Raw genomic sequence first — 17,731 nt, 5'->3', positions numbered from 1 at the left:
TGTAGCGCGAGGTGACTTGAAAAGCTATGAAAAAACAATTTATCCATATTAAAGGAACTAAAGATGGATTGGTCCTTCGTTTGGATGATCAATGTTCTTATTCCGAATTAGTGGAAGAACTTGAGAAAAAAGTTACAGAAGGACATCTTGATGGTAAAATAGATGTACAATTGCACTTAGGAAAACGTTACTGTACACCCGAGCAAAAAGACCAGCTTACAAAAGTTGTTGAAGAGCATCAAAAGTTATGTGTAAAAAACATTCAAAGTGATGTCATTACGATGGAAGAAAGTTTCAAACAGTTTGAAACAAATCGCTTTGAAACATACGTAGGAATTGTTCGGTCTGGACAAACACTACGCGTAACGGGAGATATTCTTGTTTTGGGCGATGTAAATCCGAATGGAAGAATTGAAGCAGGCGGTAATGTACATATTGCGGGTAAGCTAAAAGGAATAGTGCACGCTGGTGTAAATGGAAATGATGAAGCGATTGTTTACGCCTCTCATTTTGAACCTACACATGTATTAATTGGTAATCATGTTGAGGTCATGACAAATGAATCGCAATTTATATTAGACCATACTCATCAAATATTTGCATATCTTGGAGAAAATGACATAATTGCATATGATAGAATCCAAGAGTTAAGAAATATACGACCGAATTTATCAACATATAAAGGAGGAAGCTAAATGAGTGAAGACGAATTATTATTCTCTAAGAATATTGATGATGCAATTACTCAAGATGCTACCTTATATAAGGAAGGGGCCGCTAATGTGGGAGAAGCAATCGTTATAACTTCAGGGAAAGGTGGCGTAGGTAAAACGACTACTACGGCAAACCTAGGAACTGCATTGGCACTTCAAGGCAAGAAAGTTTGTTTAGTGGATACGGATATAGGTTTACGTAACTTAGATGTGATTTTAGGACTGGAAAATCGTATTATCTATGATTTAGTTGATGTAATCGAGGGCCGTTGTAAAATGCATCAGGCGTTAGTAAAAGATAAGCGAGTAGATGAACGTTTATACTTATTGCCTGCTGCTCAAAATACAGATAAAAATGCGATAAACCCGGAACAAATGAAGATCGTAATAGATGAGCTGAAGCGGGAATTTGATTATGTGTTAATTGATTGTCCTGCAGGTATTGAACAAGGCTACCGCAATGCTGTTGCTGGAGCGGATCGCGCTATCGTCGTGACAACACCTGAAATTTCAGCAGTGCGGGATGCGGATCGTATTATCGGTTTGCTTGAGCAGGAGCCAATTGAACCACCTAAGCTTATTATTAACCGTATACGTAAAAGCTTAATGACGAACGGAGATGCGATGGATATTACGGAAGTTACAACGCATTTATCGATTGATTTATTGGGAATCATTGTCGATAGTGAAGATGTGATTAGCTCTTCAAACAAGGGTGAGCCAATTGTAATGAATCCGAATAATAAAGCATCATTAGGCTATCGCAATATTGCCCGACGTATTTTAGGGGACTCTGTACCATTAATGAGTCTGGAAGATGACCAGCCAAAAGGTGTATTTGCTAAATTGAAATCATTATTCAAATAAAGTGTAAGCTGTATGGAATGTATCGAACTATTCCATACAGCTTTTTCTATTAGTAGCTTTCTTGAATTGAAATGTCTTTCATGACATATAATAGTTCAAAAAGATTGGATGGTGAGCTTGAAAAAATGGAAATGGCTCATCGCGAGCATCGTCTTTGTGATTATTTATGGCTGTAATTATTATGGGGATATATCTACAAAACGTGTTATTCATTCCATCGTATATAGCTCGGATGACTTAGTCATGATGAGAAAGGCAGTTGTAAATATACTGTCCAAGGATGAAACACAAATCCCTGTAAGTGCAGATATATCAATCAATCAATTACAACTTTTCCAGACGATTGATCGCTTTAACGATGGTTTTTTACTCGCTTATGATGAACCTTTTGTATTAAATGCCTTGTTTGATGGTCTAATTGTTTTTACTGGCCATACAAAATATAATGGGAAAGCAATTTCGATTGTATATGATACAGGGGATACAGTTACATTTGGTTTTGTCGATGATTTTTATGTATTACCCTACACAACTGTAAGTAAAGGGATGGTTGTTGCAACTAAAAAAGCTGGAAAACTGTATGTGCAAATTGAGCGAAATGGGCAAGTTTTGAATATGGAAGAAACGATTAGCTGGCTAAAGGAAAAGTCCATCTAAATGAAAATTTCGATTCACCCATTATTTTTGTTACTGCTCTTATCAATTGTTTTGTATGGGGATATTGCATTTTATACTGTTATTATTGTCTCGTTATTATTTCATGAATTGGGTCATTTTATCGCAGCGAAATTAGTCGGAGCGCACATTACACAATGTAAAATTGTTCCGTACGGCGGAGAAATGACGATAAAGGATGAGATGCGTTTATCCTACAATCAGCTCATTATTATTGCATTAGGGGGACCGCTTGCAACGTGCATTGGAATCTTCGTCAGTGTTTTTTTGCCTCCTATGCTCAGTGAGAGGTTAATAGAAGTTCAACTATTTATTCTAGCTATTAACCTCATTCCAATCTGGCCTCTTGATGGTGGTAGAATATTTTGCTATAGCTTATTAAAATGGCGGCCGTTTTCTAAAATTTTCGAATTTTATTTAACGGCTTCTTTTTATTTACTTACGGTAATAATTATCGTACTATTATATTTATTGCCGCAATCATTGTCATTAACAATCATTGGTCTCTTTTTATGGACCAAAGTTATAGGCGATTGGAAATTTCGAAAATACCGTTCTGCATTTGAAAAAATAGTAATGAATAGGTTGACTTGATATTTTAGATGTGGTAGTATTTGAATGTTATTGTTTGTAGCACCCGTGCTACTGCAACCGCGCTGAACAGGTTTAAGTACCTTTATGGTCACCTGCAATTCCGGGCGAGTCTGAGTCTAAGAGGAGGTGCATTTTAATGTACGCAATTATCGAAACTGGTGGTAAACAAATCAAAGTTGAAGCAGGTCAAGAAATCTATGTTGAAAAACTAGGTGTGGCTGCTGACGAAATCGTTACTTTTGACAAAGTTTTATTCGTAGGTGGAGAAACAGTTAAAGTTGGAGCTCCAACAGTTGCTGGCGCTACTGTAACAGCGAAAGTTGTTAAAGAAGGTAAGCAAAAGAAAATTACTGTTTTCAAACTTAAAGCGAAAAAGAACTACCGTCGTAAGCAAGGTCACCGTCAACCATACACTAAATTAGTAGTTGAAGCTATCAACGCTTAATAAGTAGGTGATGGACATGATTACAGTAACTATTTATAGTGATGAAAATCGTAAATCTTATGGATTTGAAATTTCAGGACATGCTTTATCGGATATCTATGGTCGTGATTTAGTTTGTGCAGGTGCTTCTGCTGTTGCCTTTGGTGCAGTAAACGCAATCCCACAAATTACAGGAATTACTCCTGAGATCGAACAAGGTGCTGAAGGTGGTTACTTAAAAGTAACTGTTCCACAAGCTGAACTGAATGATGAAACAGACGCTAAATTACAAGTTATTCTGAACACAATGGTTACACAGTTCTATACAATGACTGCGAGCTATTCAGAATACATCGAATTGAAATATAAAATGATCTAGGAGGTGGAACAGGATGTTATTATTAACTTTAGATCTTCAATTCTTCGCATCTAAAAAAGGTGTAGGTTCTACTAAAAACGGACGTGACTCAGAGTCTAAACGCCTTGGTGCTAAACGCGCTGATGGTCAATTCGTTACTGGTGGTTCAATTCTTTACCGTCAACGCGGTACAAAAATTTACCCAGGTACAAACGTAGGCCGCGGTGGTGACGATACATTATTCGCAAAAGTTGACGGCGTTGTTAAATTTGAACGCTATGGTCGCGACAAGAAAAAAGTATCTGTATACCCTACAGCTCAAGAAGCATAATTCTTGCAATGAAAGGACTGCATTTATTGCAGTCCTTTTTTTCACTTTTTCACCTTTTTTAACAGGTGTCATAGTTCAGGAGAAAAAGGCTAACTGATTCGCTATGGTCATATAGCTAAATCCGATGGCAATTATGCTAAGTATAATTGATATGAATGGTTGAAATTTTCTTAAGTATCGATTATGTCATTCTTTTGAGGAACAGATGAATAGAAGGAAAATAGATGTGAAACTTGTTATACTAGTAACGATACTGGAAAACGGAGAGTGGAAAAATGGCTGGTTCAAAATTAACTGTAACTGAAGCGTTACGCTATGCAAATCATGACTTTTTAAATCATCTTCATTTGATTCAAATGAATTTAGATTTAGGTCGAGTGGACGATGCAAAAAAAGTGATTTTTGAACAGTCAGAGCATTGTAAGATGCTTTCGAACATCAATCGACTTCAATTACCTAATACGATGGAATGGCTTCATACAGTACAATGGCGTTTCCCAGCTATACAGCTTCAAATGGATAGCGATGTAAATGCCCCAGTTGAAAGCAAGTACGATGAAGCTATTACTCAATACTTGGAAAACACAATTATTCATGTTTATGACACGCTTGATCCATATGAAGAGCACAAATTGCAGTTAAGTATCGAAACAAAAGAAAATAAGTGGAATATTTCATTTCATTTAACGGGAAAATGGGAACAGTCGCTATTTTCAATAGAACAGAATATTTTTGGTGTGGAAACATATGAACAAACGAATACAAGTTGGAAATATGTCCTTCACATGCATGAGGAGTGAAAGAAATGTTTGTCGATCACGTAAAGATTTACGTTAAAGGTGGAGACGGTGGAGATGGAATGGTTGCCTTCCGCCGTGAAAAATATGTACCAAATGGTGGTCCAGCAGGTGGCGATGGTGCCCGTGGTGGTAACGTTGTTTTTGAAGTAGAAGAAGGTTTACGTACGTTAATGGACTTCCGCTACAAACGCCACTTCAAAGCTGAACGTGGAGAGCATGGGATGAGTAAAGGGATGCACGGTCGTCGTGCTGAAGATTTAATCGTTAAAGTGCCACCCGGAACAGTTGTAATGAATGCTGAAACAAAAACAGTCATTGCCGATTTAGTTGAACATGGTCAACAGGCTATTATCGCTAAAGCAGGACGTGGCGGACGTGGTAACTGCCGTTTTGCTACACCATCAAATCCAGCACCGGAATTAGCCGAAAAAGGTGAACCAGGTCAGGAATTAGAAGTTATTCTAGAATTAAAAGTATTGGCTGATGTTGGTTTAGTTGGTTTCCCTTCTGTAGGAAAATCTACATTATTATCTGTCGTTTCTTCAGCAAAACCTAAAATTGGTGCTTACCATTTTACAACGATTGTACCGAACTTAGGAATGGTAGAAACAGATGACGGTCGTTCATTCGCAATGGCCGATTTACCAGGTTTAATTGAAGGCGCGCACCAAGGCGTTGGCTTAGGGATGCAATTTTTACGTCATATCGAACGTACACGAGTAATTGTACACGTAATCGATATGTCTGGGATGGAAGGCCGCGAGCCATATGACGATTATGTAACGATTAACAACGAGTTAGAACAATATAATCTACGTTTACTTGAACGTCCGCAAATTATCGTTGCCAATAAAATGGACATGCCAAATGCGGAAGAAAACTTGGAAGAGTTTAAAAAGAAAGTAGGAGAAGACGTAAAAATCTTCCCGATTTCAGCAGTTTCTCGTCAAGGTTTAAAGCCATTACTATTTGAAATCGCCGATCTTCTAGAAGTAACACCAGAATTCTTATTGCATGATGTATTGGAAGAAGAGTCGGATGCGGTAGTAATGTACAAACATGAAAGCCAAGGCAGCGATTTCGAAATTACACGTGATGATGATGGTGCATATGTACTTTCAGGTTACACTATTGAACGTTTATTCAAAATGACTGACTTCAGTCGTGAAGACGGTATTCGACGTTTTGCCCGCCAACTACGTGCTATGGGTGTTGACGAGCAATTACGCAAACGTGGTGCCCAAAATGGCGACACAGTACGTCTAATGGAATTCGAATTTGACTTTGTCGATTAATTAAGTGGGGGATGACGATGAAAAACGTAGCTAATCAACGATATTATTTAGTGCGTGAGGACGTATTGACAGATGCGATGCAAAAAACGTTAGAAGCAAAACAATTATTGCAAAAAGGCTCTGTTACTTCCATTTGGGATGCGGTAAAAGAGGTTGATTTATCTCGAAGCGCCTTTTATAAATATCGTGATGCTGTTTTTCCTTTCCATTCGATTGTGCAAGAACGTATTTTAACGGTGTTCATTCAACTGCAAGATCGTAAAGGTACACTTGCCAAATTACTAGAAACCGTATCGGATGCACATTGCAATGTGCTGACGATTCACCAAACAATTCCGATTCAAGGGCGTGCAAATGTTACGTTGTCATTGGACGTTACAAGTATGTCGTATGAGTTGGATGAACTCATTCGCAGCTTAAATCATCTTGAATTTATTGAATCGGCTGAAGTTATTAGCTCAGGTGCATTTTAACCTCTAGAATTTCACGCAAATGCACCAAGGAATAACCAAATAATTAGGGCTGTCCAATCTGCTAGGGCAAATGGACAGTCCTTTCTTATAAAAATATTTAACAGAAAATTTAGAACTTGAGACTGAGGTGTACATTATGTCAGAAAATAAATGGGAAAAACGAATTGCCTATCTAGGTCCAGAAGCATCTTTTACATATTTAGCTGCAAAGGGTTTATATCCGCATGATTGGCATATTCCATATAAATCAATTCCGGAATGTATTGAAGCTGTATCGGAGGGGAAAGTCGAGCTAGCAGTTGTACCTGTAGAAAATGCATTGGAAGGTTCCGTGCCATTAACAATTGACTATTTATATCATGAAGCAGAGCTATTTGTAACAGCTGAAGTAATGTCAAAAATTCAACAGCATTTATTGGTAAATAAAAAGTTCGCTGAAAATTTAGAGATGCTGGAAGAAATATATTCACATCCACATGCATTGGCACAATGTCATAAATTTTTATTTTACACACATGGCAATGTGAAGCAAACACCATATGCTTCTACTGCAGCAGCTGCCGAGCTTGTTTCCCAAACCGAAGATCGCTGTATTGCAGCCGTTGCAAATCTTTCAGCAGCTGAAAAATATAACCTACATATTGCAGAACATAATATTCATGATTTCCATTTTAATCATACGCGCTTTTTTGTATTATCAAAGCAAAATATAAAGCATGGTTTAGTACCGTTACAATCACAGCCGAAAACAACATTTATGCTTACATTACCGACAGATGTGTCCGGTGCGCTTCATCAAGTATTATCTGTATTTGCATGGCGTAAAATAAATTTAAGTAAAATAGAATCACGACCATTAAAAACAGGACTCGGGAATTATTTCTTCATTATTGATATACTAGACGATGAAGAGGAACCGATGATGAAAGGTGCTCTGGAGGAGCTTAAGGCTCTTGGCTGCACAGTGAAGTCACTCGGCACATATTTTACTTATGTAACACCAGAATGAGGTGGAGATCTTGAGACGTCTTATACTATTTGATGGAGAATGCAACTTCTGTGATGCAAGTGTTCAATTTATTATAAAGCGTGATCCGAAAGCATTGTTTAAGTTTACCTCACTTCAAAGTGATAGCGGGATTGATATGTTGAAAAAGTTTGGTGTCTCCGAAAAGACGGACAGCATTGTATTGATTGAAGGGGATAATTACTATACTGAATCGACAGCAGCGCTTAAAATTGCACGGAATCTTACAGGCCTCTGGAAGCTATGCTATATTTTCATTGTAGTGCCTAAACCACTGCGGGATATTTTCTATCGGTTCGTTGCAAAAAACCGCTACAAATGGTTCGGTAAAAAAGATGCATGCATGCTACCATCAGCAGAGCAGCGAAAAAGATTTTTATAAAATGAAGTTGTGCACTCGTGTCAATGGAGTGCACTTTTTTATGTTTATTTTAAAGGAATAATGTATGCGCGTCATTTTATTAGAACAATGCTGCGGGATATTAGAAGATGGCAATTGGATATTAGCAAATCCAACGGAGATATTAGATAAAAGTCATTGCATTTTAGCACAATGGGACGTTTTATTAGAAAATCGGGATTTTATTAGAAAAAATAAAATTATATTAGAAGATTTATAAATATATTAGAATTTTCAGGGTTCTATTTAATCCAGTATCCTATTAATTAATTGTAATTAAATCAAACTTTTTAAAAACGGGATTCGTCTAATTGATGAAAGGAGGTATTTCTGTGGAAAGTTATTTAATAAATGATACTGCTAACTTATCAAATGAAACGATTATAGATGAATTAATGCAACATTACGGAGAAGACGTATTAAAGCTTGTCATGCAATATGTACATAATAACGCTGTTGCCGAGGATCTAACGCAGGAGATTTTCGTGAAATGCTACAAGGCACTTCCTTCTTTTCAATATGATTCATCGTTAAAAACATGGCTTTGGCGCATTGCAATTAACCATTCAAAAGATTATTTGAAAAGCTGGTATGCCAAAAATGTCGAAGCAAAAGACGATGAAGTCTTTATGCAAGTAGAAAGCGGTACTTCTGTTGAACGAGAAGTCATACAGCAGCAGGAAGATGAGAACTTAGTCAAGGCGATCATGGCGCTGCCGATCAAATACCGTGAAGTTATTTATTTATGTTATTACGAAGATCAGGCGATGAAGGAAATGGCAGATGTACTGCAAATTAATGAGAACACAGTAAAAACAAGACTTCGAAAAGGGAAGCAGCTATTAAAAAAATATCTGGAGCGTGAAGAAAATGGATGATCGTTTAAAAAATTTGAAAAAAGCGATGGATCGCACTGCATTTTCCAGCACGAAGTTCACAGAGCAGCATAAAGAAAATGTTCAACGACAGTTAAACATGGACGAGTTGAAAAGGTTAATTTTATCACTTTTATTTGAAGCAAAGTCAGGGATTGAAATTACGCAATTACTGCATGTAAGGGGAATACAGGATGTAATCAATAATGAGGGAATCATCTATTCAATTCTTCATGAACAGGAAAGGAATGGGTTTGTGCTCGCAAATTGGACGGACGGCGTTAAGCGGTATGAGTTAACGAAGACCGGAAAAAAACAATTACAGCAAGAGGGGCAAATCAAACTGACATTGAAGGAGCGTCTATTGGGGGTGCGTATGCATGCAGAGTGAACGTTTTTTAAATAAAGTAACAGCTTTTATTCGTTCAAAAGAAGCTCAGGTACATGTATATGATGAATTAAAGCACCATATAGAGCATTCGAAAAATGCCTGGTTAAAAAAAGGGTATACACCCGATGAAGCGGAACGAAAAGCAATTGATGAAATGGGTTCACCATCCGCACTCGGAAAATCGATGGACAAGATTCACCGGCCCAAAGTCGATTGGCTGTTAATTAGTTTAGTTGCACTTCTATTAGGGGCCAGCTTTATTCCTATTTTAACATTTGATAGTACCGTTATTTTTGGGGCAGATATGACTGATTATTTTATTCGAAGCAAATGGGTGCACCTTGTTTGTGCCGCCATATTGATTGCAGCACTGATGTATATCGATTACCGGAAGCTGGAGCGGTTCAGTCTCGCTATATATTTGGGTGCACTTATTTTGTTAATGATATTATATTTCTTTCCGACAGCTATGGTTTCTGGGCAAAGCTATTTAATGGTAGGGCCGATACAGATACAAGCTTGGACCGTTTTACCATTGTTGCTGATTGCTTGGGCAGGCTTTTTTACACAGAAAAAATTTAAAAGTTGGCAGTTAATCGTCTTATTTGTTTTGCCGTTATGGTTTATTTTAAGTGCGCCAAACCTGACAGCAGCCCTTATTTATACAGGGGTAGTAACGGTTTTATTTTATTTAAGTGACTACTCACTAAAATCGAAAATTATGACAAGTATAACTTTAATAGGCCTAATCGCTAGTACAATGTTTCTGATTGCTCCGCAGCTGCATCATTACCAGCTTGTACGTATCTATGCTTTTCTGAATCCGGAAAGTTATGCTACACAGGAAGGCTATGTATATTTGGCAATCAAAAATGCATTAAATGAAGCTGGGTGGTTTGGGGCAGAGACGGTTCGTTATATTCCGGAAGGGCATACAGATTTTGCTTTAGTGCAGCTTATCCAGGAATTTGGTTATATTGCAGGAATTGCTGTCGTATCGGTATTATTCGCCATCGCAATTCGTATACTTTGGAAAGCAAAACAATTAGCCCGTTCCTATGGAAAAATGCTTGTAATTGGAGCAGTATCTTTTTATTGCATGCAGTTTGGATATTCTGTGGCTATGATTCTTGGTTGGTTGCCGATCATCGGATTGTCGCTTCCTTTTATAAGTTATGGTTTTACATCTCTCCTATTAAACTCATTTGTCATCGGGATTGCACTTAGCGTGTATCGCCGGAAGACATTTATCGGGAGTGGCGTGCAACAGAACTATTCATAAGAAAAACAGCTTATTCATTTGACAAGTGTCTTCTGAATAAGCTGTTTTATCTTAGTTTTCAATCAAAAATCCGCGCTGACGTAATTTCTCTTCGGCTAGATTCAAGCTTTCTTCAGAAGTCGAGCTAATGACGTGCAAATGTGTGCCATCGGTAAGAGCTGAAAGATAAAGGGCATTAGTTTCTTGGACCCGTTTTACAAAATGCTCCACTTCTAAGCGGTTAGATACCATAATCGAAGCGGTAATTTCTCCGTATACCGGATGCTCGACAATAACGCTTTCGACCATAACCCCACAATCGACCAATATAAATAACTCTTCTTTTGCTTCCTCTGCATTATGCATGCAGACAATTTTACGTTGTATACGCGTTTGTTGTACGTTATGCATATAAATATAACCTTGGCTTGTAGCGACAATAGGCTCGTTTCGTGCCTTTAATAAATTCATATCATTTACAATGACCTGTCTCGAAACATTTGTATGCTTTGCTAATTCTGTACCTGTTAGCGGTTGTACTGCATTCTTTAATAATGCAAGCAATTCTAGACGGCGTTCTTCGCCTAATAATTTTTTCATCAATTCCACCTCAATTAGCATACCAGTTACATTACATCTTATCATAATTATAGTGTACTTACTGTGAACATTGTGGCAATAGCACAATTTATGCATATGCTATTACGAGAAAAGGAGGAAAGATGTGCGCGTTCATATTGTTCAAAAGGGAGATACTTTGTGGAAAATCGCAAAGCAATATGCGATTGGTTTTGAAGATTTAAAAAGATTAAATGCACATTTAGCTAACCCTGATTATATTGTTCCAGGGATGGAAATATATTTACCAGATTCCGTGCATAAAAAAGAAGTGAAGCAAGTTGTAAAGGAACAGCCAAAAGTAGTGAAGGAGCAGCCAAAGCCTGTGAAAGAGCAACCCGTTCAAATGCCGGCACCCGTACCGACACCAACACCGGTACCTATGCCGCAGCCACAACCACAAAAACCGCTTTGGCAAGGGGATATTTACTTGCAGCCTACTCCTCAGCCAATGCCGATGCCGATGCCAAATTGGCAAACGAATGTTCATGTACAACCAACATTTGAAAACAATATTACACAACCACAACCCGTCTATATGCCACCGATGATGCCACAACAACCTATTATCATTCAGCAACAACCACAACCACAACCACAACCACAACCAATGCCGCAGCAACCAGTCTTCGAACATCAGCCACAGTTTATTCACCCAATGCCAATGCCAATGCCAATGCCTCAAATACCAGTGTGTCCTTCATGCCATAAAATGCCAGTGCATCAAATGCCAGTGCATCAAATGCCGGCTTGTCCGTCATGTCATCGGATGCCAATGGAAATGCCAATGCATCATATGCCAGTGTGTCCGTCATGTCATCGAATGCCAATGGAGTCGCTAATGCATATGCACCAAATGCCGGTGTGCCCATCATGTCAGCATATGCCAATGGAATCAACAATGTATATGCATCCGCAAATGCAACCATTTATGCATATGGAACATCCAATGCATATGCAAATGCAGCCAATCCATCATGATGAGTCTTCAGTAAAAAGAAAACATTGCCCGGATAAAGAGCAATTAGTAAACCATTACTATAATGAAATTGATTATATGATGCACCAACAAAACCCTTGCTGTCACCCACAAATGATGCCTTATCCAGCAAGTATGATGCCTCAAATGCAACCGATGCCACAACCGCCGAAGTCATGTCAATAGTCATAAAAGAGAATTGCTGGAAGTGGGATACACAAAAAGGGTCTTATTTTATGAAGTATTATGAAGATGGATTTATTGCACAAAAAGTGAAAATGATTCATCGTGAGCTTGAAAATATACAATTCCCATATCATATTCCTGTAGAAGAAAATGAAGAGCCAAATATTTTAAAACAACGGTGGTTTGATGGGAAAAGTGTTGATTATAAGCGGTTTGAACATCAGTATTTTGCTATTTATGCGCTCCAACAATTGCATGAAACCAATGAAAAAATTAATTGGGATGAAACAGGCATGCTTTCATTGTACCGAATGCCGGAGAAGTGGATGAGGCGCTTCGAACGCTTTATTGCAAATGAAAGAGAGCTAAGACGCTTATTAAAAAACAATTATGACGATTTAGTTAAGCATGCGTCCAATGCGTTAAATACAATGGCGCAAAGGACTGTACCTTCTGAAACTAAAACAATTTTACATGGGGATGTCGTTCATCATAACGTGATGTTACGTGGTGAAGAAGTAAAGCTTATTGATTTTGATTTAGCTTCTTTAGGAGAAGCATCAGATGAGATTATTTTATGGCTTCATCGCATAATGCCACAAACTAAATATAATTTACAGCAGGCAATGAATGATCATCCTTATTTACAGATTGTTCAGCCGAAGCTTCATTATTTGAATTACCCTAATGAAATTTTGAGGGAATGTTTATTTTATCTCAAATTAAGCGACCGACAAAAAATTGCCTGCTATCCATTCATCCAATCAATTGTGTATGAGTGGCTTAAATACAAAGATTCTTTAGCAGAACAAATTGAAATTTTGCAAAATTAAATTGTAGCATATAATTCTGTGATACAAGATAAAGAATATGATAAACTTAAGGCTGTCTTATAGGACAGTCTTTTTTGTATTTAAAAATGCATAAAACCGAAATCGGTATCCGCATGGCTGTTAGTCTCGAATAAAAGCAACGTACGTTCGGTAACTTACCTTTTCGTATGCTATAATAAATCGAGAAATGTGAGGGATGAACGATGTATGATTATTTAAAAGGACAAGTAACCAGAGTTACACCAGAATATATTGTATTAGAACAACAAGGCATTGGCTGGATGATCTTTACTCCCAATCCATATGCATTCCGAATTTCAGCAAGCGATCAGCAAATATTTGTGTCCTTGCAGGTAAGGGAAGACGCACAAAATTTATATGGATTTAATAGTTTGGAGCAGCGTGAATTATTTAAAAAACTAATTCAAGTATCAGGTATCGGTCCAAAAGGTGCACTGGCGATTTTAGCTAGTGGGAACCCTACTTCCGTAATACAGGCAATTGAAATGGAAGACGAAGCATTTTTAATCCGATTCCCTGGTGTAGGTAAAAAAACAGCACGCCAAATGATTTTGGATTTAAAAGGAAAGCTCGATATGCTGCTTGATTCGGTGGAATTACCGAGCGCAGAAAATGAGCTGCCGTTATTTGGTGTTAATCCAAATGAACATGAACTTCAGGAGGCAATGCTTGCTCTACTGGCATTAGGCTACTCCGAAAAGGAACTGGATAAGGTTAAACCACAATTAAGTGAAGATGAAAGTTTAACGACGACAGATGCCTATATTAAACAGGCATTAAAGCTATTGTTGAAATTGAAATAAAAAAGGAGTGAGATAACATGTCAGACCGTGTACTTTCAGGTGAAGCAACAGATGCCGAAGAGCAATTTGAGCTTTCTTTAAGACCGCAGCGTTTAGTGCAATACATAGGTCAAGATAAAGTGAAGGAAAACCTTAAAATATTTATCGAAGCCGCTAAGCTACGTCAGGAAAGTCTTGACCATGTACTCCTTTATGGTCCACCAGGTTTAGGGAAAACAACATTAGCTATCGTTATCGCTAATGAAATGAATGTAAACGTAAAAATGACAAGCGGTCCGGCGATTGAACGACCAGGGGATTTAGCAGCAATTTTAAGTTCTCTCGAAGCAGGTGACGTACTTTTTATTGATGAAATTCATCGTTTGCCACGTGCTATTGAGGAAGTACTCTATTCTGCCATGGAGGATTTCTGTCTGGATATTGTTGTCGGAAAAGGTCCAGAAGCACGTTCGATTCGTTTAGAGTTGCCGCCATTTACACTTGTTGGTGCGACGACACGAGCAGGCGCTCTTTCTGCACCGCTTCGTGATCGTTTTGGTGTTTTGGCGAGACTGGAATATTATGATGAACAGTCGCTGGCGGAAATTGTTATTCGATCGGGCGAATTGTTTGGGGTTGCATTAAATGAACAAGCGGCCTATGAAATTGCAAGACGTGCCCGTGGAACACCACGAATAGCAAATCGTTTATTAAAAAGAGTTCGTGATTATGCACAAGTATTAGCAGACGGTGTTGTTTCGCACAATTTGGCGAAGCAAGCATTGGAGCTTCTACAAGTTGATCCAAGAGGACTTGACCATATAGATCATAAACTGATGCAGTCGATGATTGAACGTTTCGGTGGTGGTCCTGTTGGTTTAGATGCGCTAGCAGCATCCATCGGAGAAGAAAGAATTACAATTGAGGATGTGTATGAGCCGTTTTTATTGCAAATTGGCTTTATTCAACGTACACCACGTGGTCGAATAGCAACAAACCTATGCTACGACCATTTCGGTTATCCACCGGCACAAAAAGAATAGAAGGAAGTTATGACCGTGAAAGTAGAAGATTTTGATTTTCATTTACCAGAAGAATTAATTGCCCAAACACCATTATTAGACCGTACAGCGAGCCGCTTGATGGTCGTTAACCCAAACTCATTGGAAGTTGAGCATCATACATTTGCCCATATTTTAAATGAACTAAAAGCAGGGGATTGTCTCGTATTAAATGATACACGAGTACTGCCGGCTCGGTTAATGGGGACTAAAGCAGACACAGGTGCCAATATAGAATTATTACTATTAAAGCAAACAAATGAGGATGAATGGGAAACGCTAGTTAAACCAGCCAAGCGTGTAAAGGTCGGAACGGTTGTCACATTTGGTGATGGACTGTTGACTGCAACATGCACTGGCGAACTAGATCATGGCGGACGTACATTTAAATTTACGTATGATGGCATTTTTTATGAAATCCTGGATAAACTGGGGGAAATGCCTTTGCCACCATATATCCGTGAAAAGTTAGACGACCAGGAACGTTATCAGACAGTTTTTGCAAAGGAACGTGGATCGGCAGCGGCACCGACAGCGGGACTACATTTTACTGAGCCTTTACTAGAAGCTATAAAAGCAAAGGGTGTAGAAATCGTGTTCATCACATTGCATGTAGGGCTGGGTACATTCCGACCAGTAAGTGTTGATTCCATTGAAGACCATGATATGCATTCAGAATTTTATAGTGTATCGGAAGAAGCTGCAGCTGCAATTAACCGTGTGAAGCAAGCAGGAGGAAACGTCATTTCGGTAGGAACTACTTCTACTCGTACCCTTGAAACAGTGGCAGCAAAAAATGACGGAAAAATTGTGGCATCACAAGGATGGACAAATATTTTTATTTATCCAGGATTTGAATATAAGGCAATTGATGGTCTTATTACGAATTTCCACTTACCGAAGTCAACATTAGTCATGCTTGTCAGTGCGCTTGCTACGAAAGAAACAATTATGAATGCCTACGAAAAAGCAGTTGAAGAAAAGTACCGTTTCTTTAGCTTTGGAGATGCAATGTTCATTCGTCCAGGGAAGTAATTTGCAATTAAGGTAACATATCGATACAATTATTATTTGTGTGCACCTACTACAACAGTGGTAGGTGTTTTCATTCGAAGTAGTGTTCTTACTTTAGAAACGAGAGGATTTTTTATTATGACAGAAACAACAAACCAATTACCAATTCGATATGAATTAATTAAAACTTGTGCTCAAACAGGTGCCCGATTAGGGATTGTGCATACACCACATGGCTCGTTTGAAACACCGACATTTATGCCCGTTGGTACACAAGCTACCGTGAAGGCGATGAGTCCTGAAGAATTAAAAGAAATGAATGCAGGAATCATTTTATCTAATACGTATCATTTATGGCTTCGTCCAGGAAATGATATTGTAAAAGAAGCGGGTGGCCTACACAAATTCATGAACTGGGACCGTCCTATTTTAACGGATTCAGGCGGTTTCCAAGTATTCTCTTTATCAAAGTTCCGTAAAATTGAAGAAGAGGGCGTTTATTTCCGTAATCATTTAAATGGAGACAAGCTATTTTTATCTCCGGAAAAGGCTATGGAAATCCAAAATGATCTAGGCTCTGATATTATGATGGCATTTGATGAATGTCCACCATTCCCAGCAACATATGAATATATGGAAGCATCTGTTGATCGTACAACGCGTTGGGCAAAGCGCTGTAAAGAAGCTCATGCACGTCCAGATGAGCAAGGATTATTTGGGATTATTCAAGGCGGGGAATATGAAGAGTTGCGACGTAAATCTGCTGAAGCTTTAGTAGAGCTTGATTTCCCAGGTTATGCAATCGGCGGTTTATCTGTTGGCGAGCCGAAAGATATTATGAATAAAGTATTAGATTTTACTGCACCAATGATGCCGGCAAATAAACCACGCTATTTAATGGGTGTCGGTTCACCAGACTCTCTAATTGATGGAGCGATGCGCGGAATTGATATGTTCGACTGTGTACTGCCAACACGTATTGCACGTAATGGTACACTCATGACTTCTGAAGGACGTATGGTCATCAAAAATGCAAAATACGCTAAAGACTTTACGCCAATCGATGAAAATTGCGATTGCTACACATGTAAAAACTATACACGTGCATATGTACGCCATTTATTACGTACAGAAGAAACATTCGGTTTACGTTTAACGTCATACCATAACTTACGCTTCTTAATTAAATTAATGGAAGATGTACGCCAAGCGATTCGTGAAGACCGTTTAGGTGATTTTAAAGAAGAATTTTTCGAAAAATATGGTTATAACAAACCAAATGCAAAAAACTTCTAATAATATGTTCGAAATCCGAAAATTAATATAATTTTTTAGAAAAAGTAGAGTTTTTTTGAGCAAAACTTAACAATTCTATACTATACTAGGTAAGTGAGAAAGAGATAGAGAAAGGGGGCAATATAAGAATGGAAGGCTTAGTACAATTTTTACCAATCATCGTAATGTTCGTTGCGATGTGGTTCATTTTAATTCGTCCAGCACAAAAACGTCAAAAAGCAACAGCAACAATGCAAAATAGCTTAAAACGTGGAGATAAAGTAGTTACTGTAGGTGGCTTACACGGAGAAGTAGATGCAATTGAAGATACGGTTGTTTATTTATTAGTTGACGGAAATACTCGTTTGAAATTTGAGCGCCAAGCAATTGGTCGTGTAGAATCAGTTTAAACGAATGAAAAAAGCTTGCGGAAATGTTAATTTTCCGCAAGCTTTTTGTATCTTTCCTACATTTTTGT

Annotated in this window: 23 protein-coding genes and 1 other annotated feature; of the genes, 22 read left to right on the top strand and 1 reads right to left on the bottom strand. The window is 38.2% G+C overall.

The window, feature by feature from the left end; genetic code table 11:
• The first annotated feature begins 26 nt into the window (after positions 1-26).
• From MKY13_RS13100 to MKY13_RS13030, 15 genes are all read left to right on the top strand, one after another.
• Complete coding sequence (locus MKY13_RS13100) at positions 27-695, top strand: septum site-determining protein MinC (RefSeq protein ID WP_191700356.1); 669 nt, start codon at positions 27-29, stop codon at positions 693-695.
• 87 nt (positions 696-782) lie between these two features.
• The gene (gene minD, locus MKY13_RS13095) at positions 783-1,580 is read left to right on the top strand and encodes a septum site-determining protein MinD (protein WP_191700463.1); all 798 of its coding nucleotides are present in this window, start codon (positions 783-785) and stop codon (positions 1,578-1,580) included.
• 117 nt (positions 1,581-1,697) lie between these two features.
• Entirely contained in the window at positions 1,698-2,237 is a 540-nt protein-coding gene (locus tag MKY13_RS13090; protein ID WP_339213181.1) for a hypothetical protein, read from the top strand.
• Positions 2,238-2,849 carry a site-2 protease family protein gene (locus MKY13_RS13085; RefSeq protein ID WP_191700354.1) on the top strand — a complete coding sequence of 204 codons (612 nt, stop codon included), beginning with the start codon at positions 2,238-2,240 and terminating at the stop codon, positions 2,847-2,849.
• A 45-nt stretch (positions 2,850-2,894) separates the two neighbouring features.
• Positions 2,895-2,971: a sequence feature (ribosomal protein L21 leader region), on the top strand.
• Between the two features lie 14 nt (positions 2,972-2,985).
• A complete protein-coding gene (gene rplU / locus MKY13_RS13080; protein ID WP_008405205.1) occupies positions 2,986-3,294 on the top strand; it encodes a 50S ribosomal protein L21 in 309 nt (102 codons plus the stop codon).
• 16 nt (positions 3,295-3,310) lie between these two features.
• Complete coding sequence (locus tag MKY13_RS13075) at positions 3,311-3,652, top strand: ribosomal-processing cysteine protease Prp (RefSeq protein WP_008405207.1); 342 nt, start codon at positions 3,311-3,313, stop codon at positions 3,650-3,652.
• Positions 3,653-3,665: 13 nt separating this feature from the next.
• Positions 3,666-3,962 (top strand): 50S ribosomal protein L27, encoded by a 297-nt coding sequence (rpmA, locus tag MKY13_RS13070; RefSeq protein WP_008405208.1) that lies wholly within the window; start codon positions 3,666-3,668, stop codon positions 3,960-3,962.
• 275 nt (positions 3,963-4,237) lie between these two features.
• Positions 4,238-4,762 (top strand): Spo0B domain-containing protein, encoded by a 525-nt coding sequence (locus MKY13_RS13065; protein ID WP_339213178.1) that lies wholly within the window; start codon positions 4,238-4,240, stop codon positions 4,760-4,762.
• 5 nt (positions 4,763-4,767) lie between these two features.
• Complete coding sequence (gene obgE, locus MKY13_RS13060) at positions 4,768-6,057, top strand: GTPase ObgE (protein ID WP_339213176.1); 1,290 nt, start codon at positions 4,768-4,770, stop codon at positions 6,055-6,057.
• Between the two features lie 17 nt (positions 6,058-6,074).
• On the top strand, positions 6,075-6,530 hold the full coding sequence (locus tag MKY13_RS13055; RefSeq protein WP_191700351.1) for an ACT domain-containing protein: 456 nt from the start codon (positions 6,075-6,077) through the stop codon (positions 6,528-6,530).
• Positions 6,531-6,666: 136 nt separating this feature from the next.
• Positions 6,667-7,539 (top strand): prephenate dehydratase, encoded by an 873-nt coding sequence (gene pheA, locus MKY13_RS13050; RefSeq protein ID WP_339213174.1) that lies wholly within the window; start codon positions 6,667-6,669, stop codon positions 7,537-7,539.
• 10 nt (positions 7,540-7,549) lie between these two features.
• Positions 7,550-7,939, top strand: a complete 390-nt coding sequence (locus MKY13_RS13045; protein ID WP_339213172.1) for a thiol-disulfide oxidoreductase DCC family protein — start codon at positions 7,550-7,552, stop codon at positions 7,937-7,939.
• Between the two features lie 350 nt (positions 7,940-8,289).
• On the top strand, positions 8,290-8,835 hold the full coding sequence (locus tag MKY13_RS13040; RefSeq protein ID WP_339213170.1) for a sigma-70 family RNA polymerase sigma factor: 546 nt from the start codon (positions 8,290-8,292) through the stop codon (positions 8,833-8,835).
• On the top strand, positions 8,828-9,223 hold the full coding sequence (locus MKY13_RS13035) for a helix-turn-helix transcriptional regulator (protein WP_339213168.1): 396 nt from the start codon (positions 8,828-8,830) through the stop codon (positions 9,221-9,223). Before MKY13_RS13040 ends, MKY13_RS13035 begins: the two co-directional genes overlap by 8 nt.
• The gene (locus tag MKY13_RS13030) at positions 9,213-10,505 is read left to right on the top strand and encodes an FtsW/RodA/SpoVE family cell cycle protein (RefSeq protein WP_339213166.1); all 1,293 of its coding nucleotides are present in this window, start codon (positions 9,213-9,215) and stop codon (positions 10,503-10,505) included. The genes MKY13_RS13035 and MKY13_RS13030 overlap by 11 nt, the downstream gene beginning before the upstream one ends.
• 51 nt (positions 10,506-10,556) lie before the next feature.
• Here MKY13_RS13030 and MKY13_RS13025 read toward each other — a convergent pair whose 3' ends face one another.
• Positions 10,557-11,084 (bottom strand): transcription repressor NadR, encoded by a 528-nt coding sequence (locus MKY13_RS13025; protein ID WP_339213164.1) that lies wholly within the window; start codon positions 11,082-11,084, stop codon positions 10,557-10,559.
• A gap of 124 nt (positions 11,085-11,208) precedes the next feature.
• On the opposite strand from MKY13_RS13025, the gene MKY13_RS13020 reads away from it, so the two are divergent.
• From MKY13_RS13020 to yajC, 7 genes are all read left to right on the top strand, one after another.
• Entirely contained in the window at positions 11,209-12,267 is a 1,059-nt protein-coding gene (locus MKY13_RS13020) for a LysM peptidoglycan-binding domain-containing protein (RefSeq protein ID WP_339213162.1), read from the top strand.
• A complete protein-coding gene (locus MKY13_RS13015) occupies positions 12,258-13,100 on the top strand; it encodes a phosphotransferase (protein WP_339213160.1) in 843 nt (280 codons plus the stop codon). The genes MKY13_RS13020 and MKY13_RS13015 overlap by 10 nt, the downstream gene beginning before the upstream one ends.
• A gap of 203 nt (positions 13,101-13,303) precedes the next feature.
• Positions 13,304-13,924 (top strand): Holliday junction branch migration protein RuvA, encoded by a 621-nt coding sequence (ruvA, locus tag MKY13_RS13010; protein ID WP_191700342.1) that lies wholly within the window; start codon positions 13,304-13,306, stop codon positions 13,922-13,924.
• Between the two features lie 17 nt (positions 13,925-13,941).
• Positions 13,942-14,946, top strand: coding sequence for a Holliday junction branch migration DNA helicase RuvB (ruvB, locus tag MKY13_RS13005; protein WP_191700341.1), 1,005 nt, complete (start codon positions 13,942-13,944; stop codon positions 14,944-14,946).
• A 15-nt stretch (positions 14,947-14,961) separates the two neighbouring features.
• Positions 14,962-15,999, top strand: a complete 1,038-nt coding sequence (queA, locus tag MKY13_RS13000) for a tRNA preQ1(34) S-adenosylmethionine ribosyltransferase-isomerase QueA (RefSeq protein WP_339216937.1) — start codon at positions 14,962-14,964, stop codon at positions 15,997-15,999.
• A 117-nt stretch (positions 16,000-16,116) separates the two neighbouring features.
• A complete protein-coding gene (gene tgt, locus MKY13_RS12995; RefSeq protein WP_339213157.1) occupies positions 16,117-17,274 on the top strand; it encodes a tRNA guanosine(34) transglycosylase Tgt in 1,158 nt (385 codons plus the stop codon).
• 128 nt (positions 17,275-17,402) lie between these two features.
• A complete protein-coding gene (yajC, locus tag MKY13_RS12990; protein WP_191700339.1) occupies positions 17,403-17,663 on the top strand; it encodes a preprotein translocase subunit YajC in 261 nt (86 codons plus the stop codon).
• The last annotated feature ends 68 nt before the right edge of the window (positions 17,664-17,731 follow it).

It is taken from the genome of Solibacillus sp. FSL W8-0372 (assembly GCF_037969735.1).
Lineage (GTDB): Bacteria > Bacillota > Bacilli > Bacillales_A > Planococcaceae > Solibacillus > Solibacillus faecavium.
This window is presented reverse-complemented; position numbering and strand designations above follow the sequence as displayed.

Excerpts from the sequence above, each read along its gene's own strand:
- ruvA (WP_191700342.1), top strand. The coding sequence starts at position 13,304 with ATGTATGATTATTTAAAAGGACAAGTAACCAGAGTTACACCAGAATAT.
- MKY13_RS13100 (WP_191700356.1), top strand. The coding sequence starts at position 27 with ATGAAAAAACAATTTATCCATATTAAAGGAACTAAAGATGGATTGGTC.
- MKY13_RS13025 (WP_339213164.1), bottom strand. The coding sequence starts at position 11,084 with ATGAAAAAATTATTAGGCGAAGAACGCCGTCTAGAATTGCTTGCATTA.
- MKY13_RS13065 (WP_339213178.1), top strand. The coding sequence starts at position 4,238 with ATGGCTGGTTCAAAATTAACTGTAACTGAAGCGTTACGCTATGCAAAT.
- MKY13_RS13030 (WP_339213166.1), top strand. The coding sequence starts at position 9,213 with ATGCAGAGTGAACGTTTTTTAAATAAAGTAACAGCTTTTATTCGTTCA.
- pheA (WP_339213174.1), top strand. The coding sequence starts at position 6,667 with ATGTCAGAAAATAAATGGGAAAAACGAATTGCCTATCTAGGTCCAGAA.
- MKY13_RS13015 (WP_339213160.1), top strand. The coding sequence starts at position 12,258 with ATGTCAATAGTCATAAAAGAGAATTGCTGGAAGTGGGATACACAAAAA.
- ruvB (WP_191700341.1), top strand. The coding sequence starts at position 13,942 with ATGTCAGACCGTGTACTTTCAGGTGAAGCAACAGATGCCGAAGAGCAA.
- obgE (WP_339213176.1), top strand. The coding sequence starts at position 4,768 with ATGTTTGTCGATCACGTAAAGATTTACGTTAAAGGTGGAGACGGTGGA.
- yajC (WP_191700339.1), top strand. The coding sequence starts at position 17,403 with ATGGAAGGCTTAGTACAATTTTTACCAATCATCGTAATGTTCGTTGCG.
- rpmA (WP_008405208.1), top strand. The coding sequence starts at position 3,666 with ATGTTATTATTAACTTTAGATCTTCAATTCTTCGCATCTAAAAAAGGT.
- MKY13_RS13085 (WP_191700354.1), top strand. The coding sequence starts at position 2,238 with ATGAAAATTTCGATTCACCCATTATTTTTGTTACTGCTCTTATCAATT.
- MKY13_RS13075 (WP_008405207.1), top strand. The coding sequence starts at position 3,311 with ATGATTACAGTAACTATTTATAGTGATGAAAATCGTAAATCTTATGGA.
- rplU (WP_008405205.1), top strand. The coding sequence starts at position 2,986 with ATGTACGCAATTATCGAAACTGGTGGTAAACAAATCAAAGTTGAAGCA.
- MKY13_RS13035 (WP_339213168.1), top strand. The coding sequence starts at position 8,828 with ATGGATGATCGTTTAAAAAATTTGAAAAAAGCGATGGATCGCACTGCA.
- MKY13_RS13055 (WP_191700351.1), top strand. The coding sequence starts at position 6,075 with ATGAAAAACGTAGCTAATCAACGATATTATTTAGTGCGTGAGGACGTA.
- tgt (WP_339213157.1), top strand. The coding sequence starts at position 16,117 with ATGACAGAAACAACAAACCAATTACCAATTCGATATGAATTAATTAAA.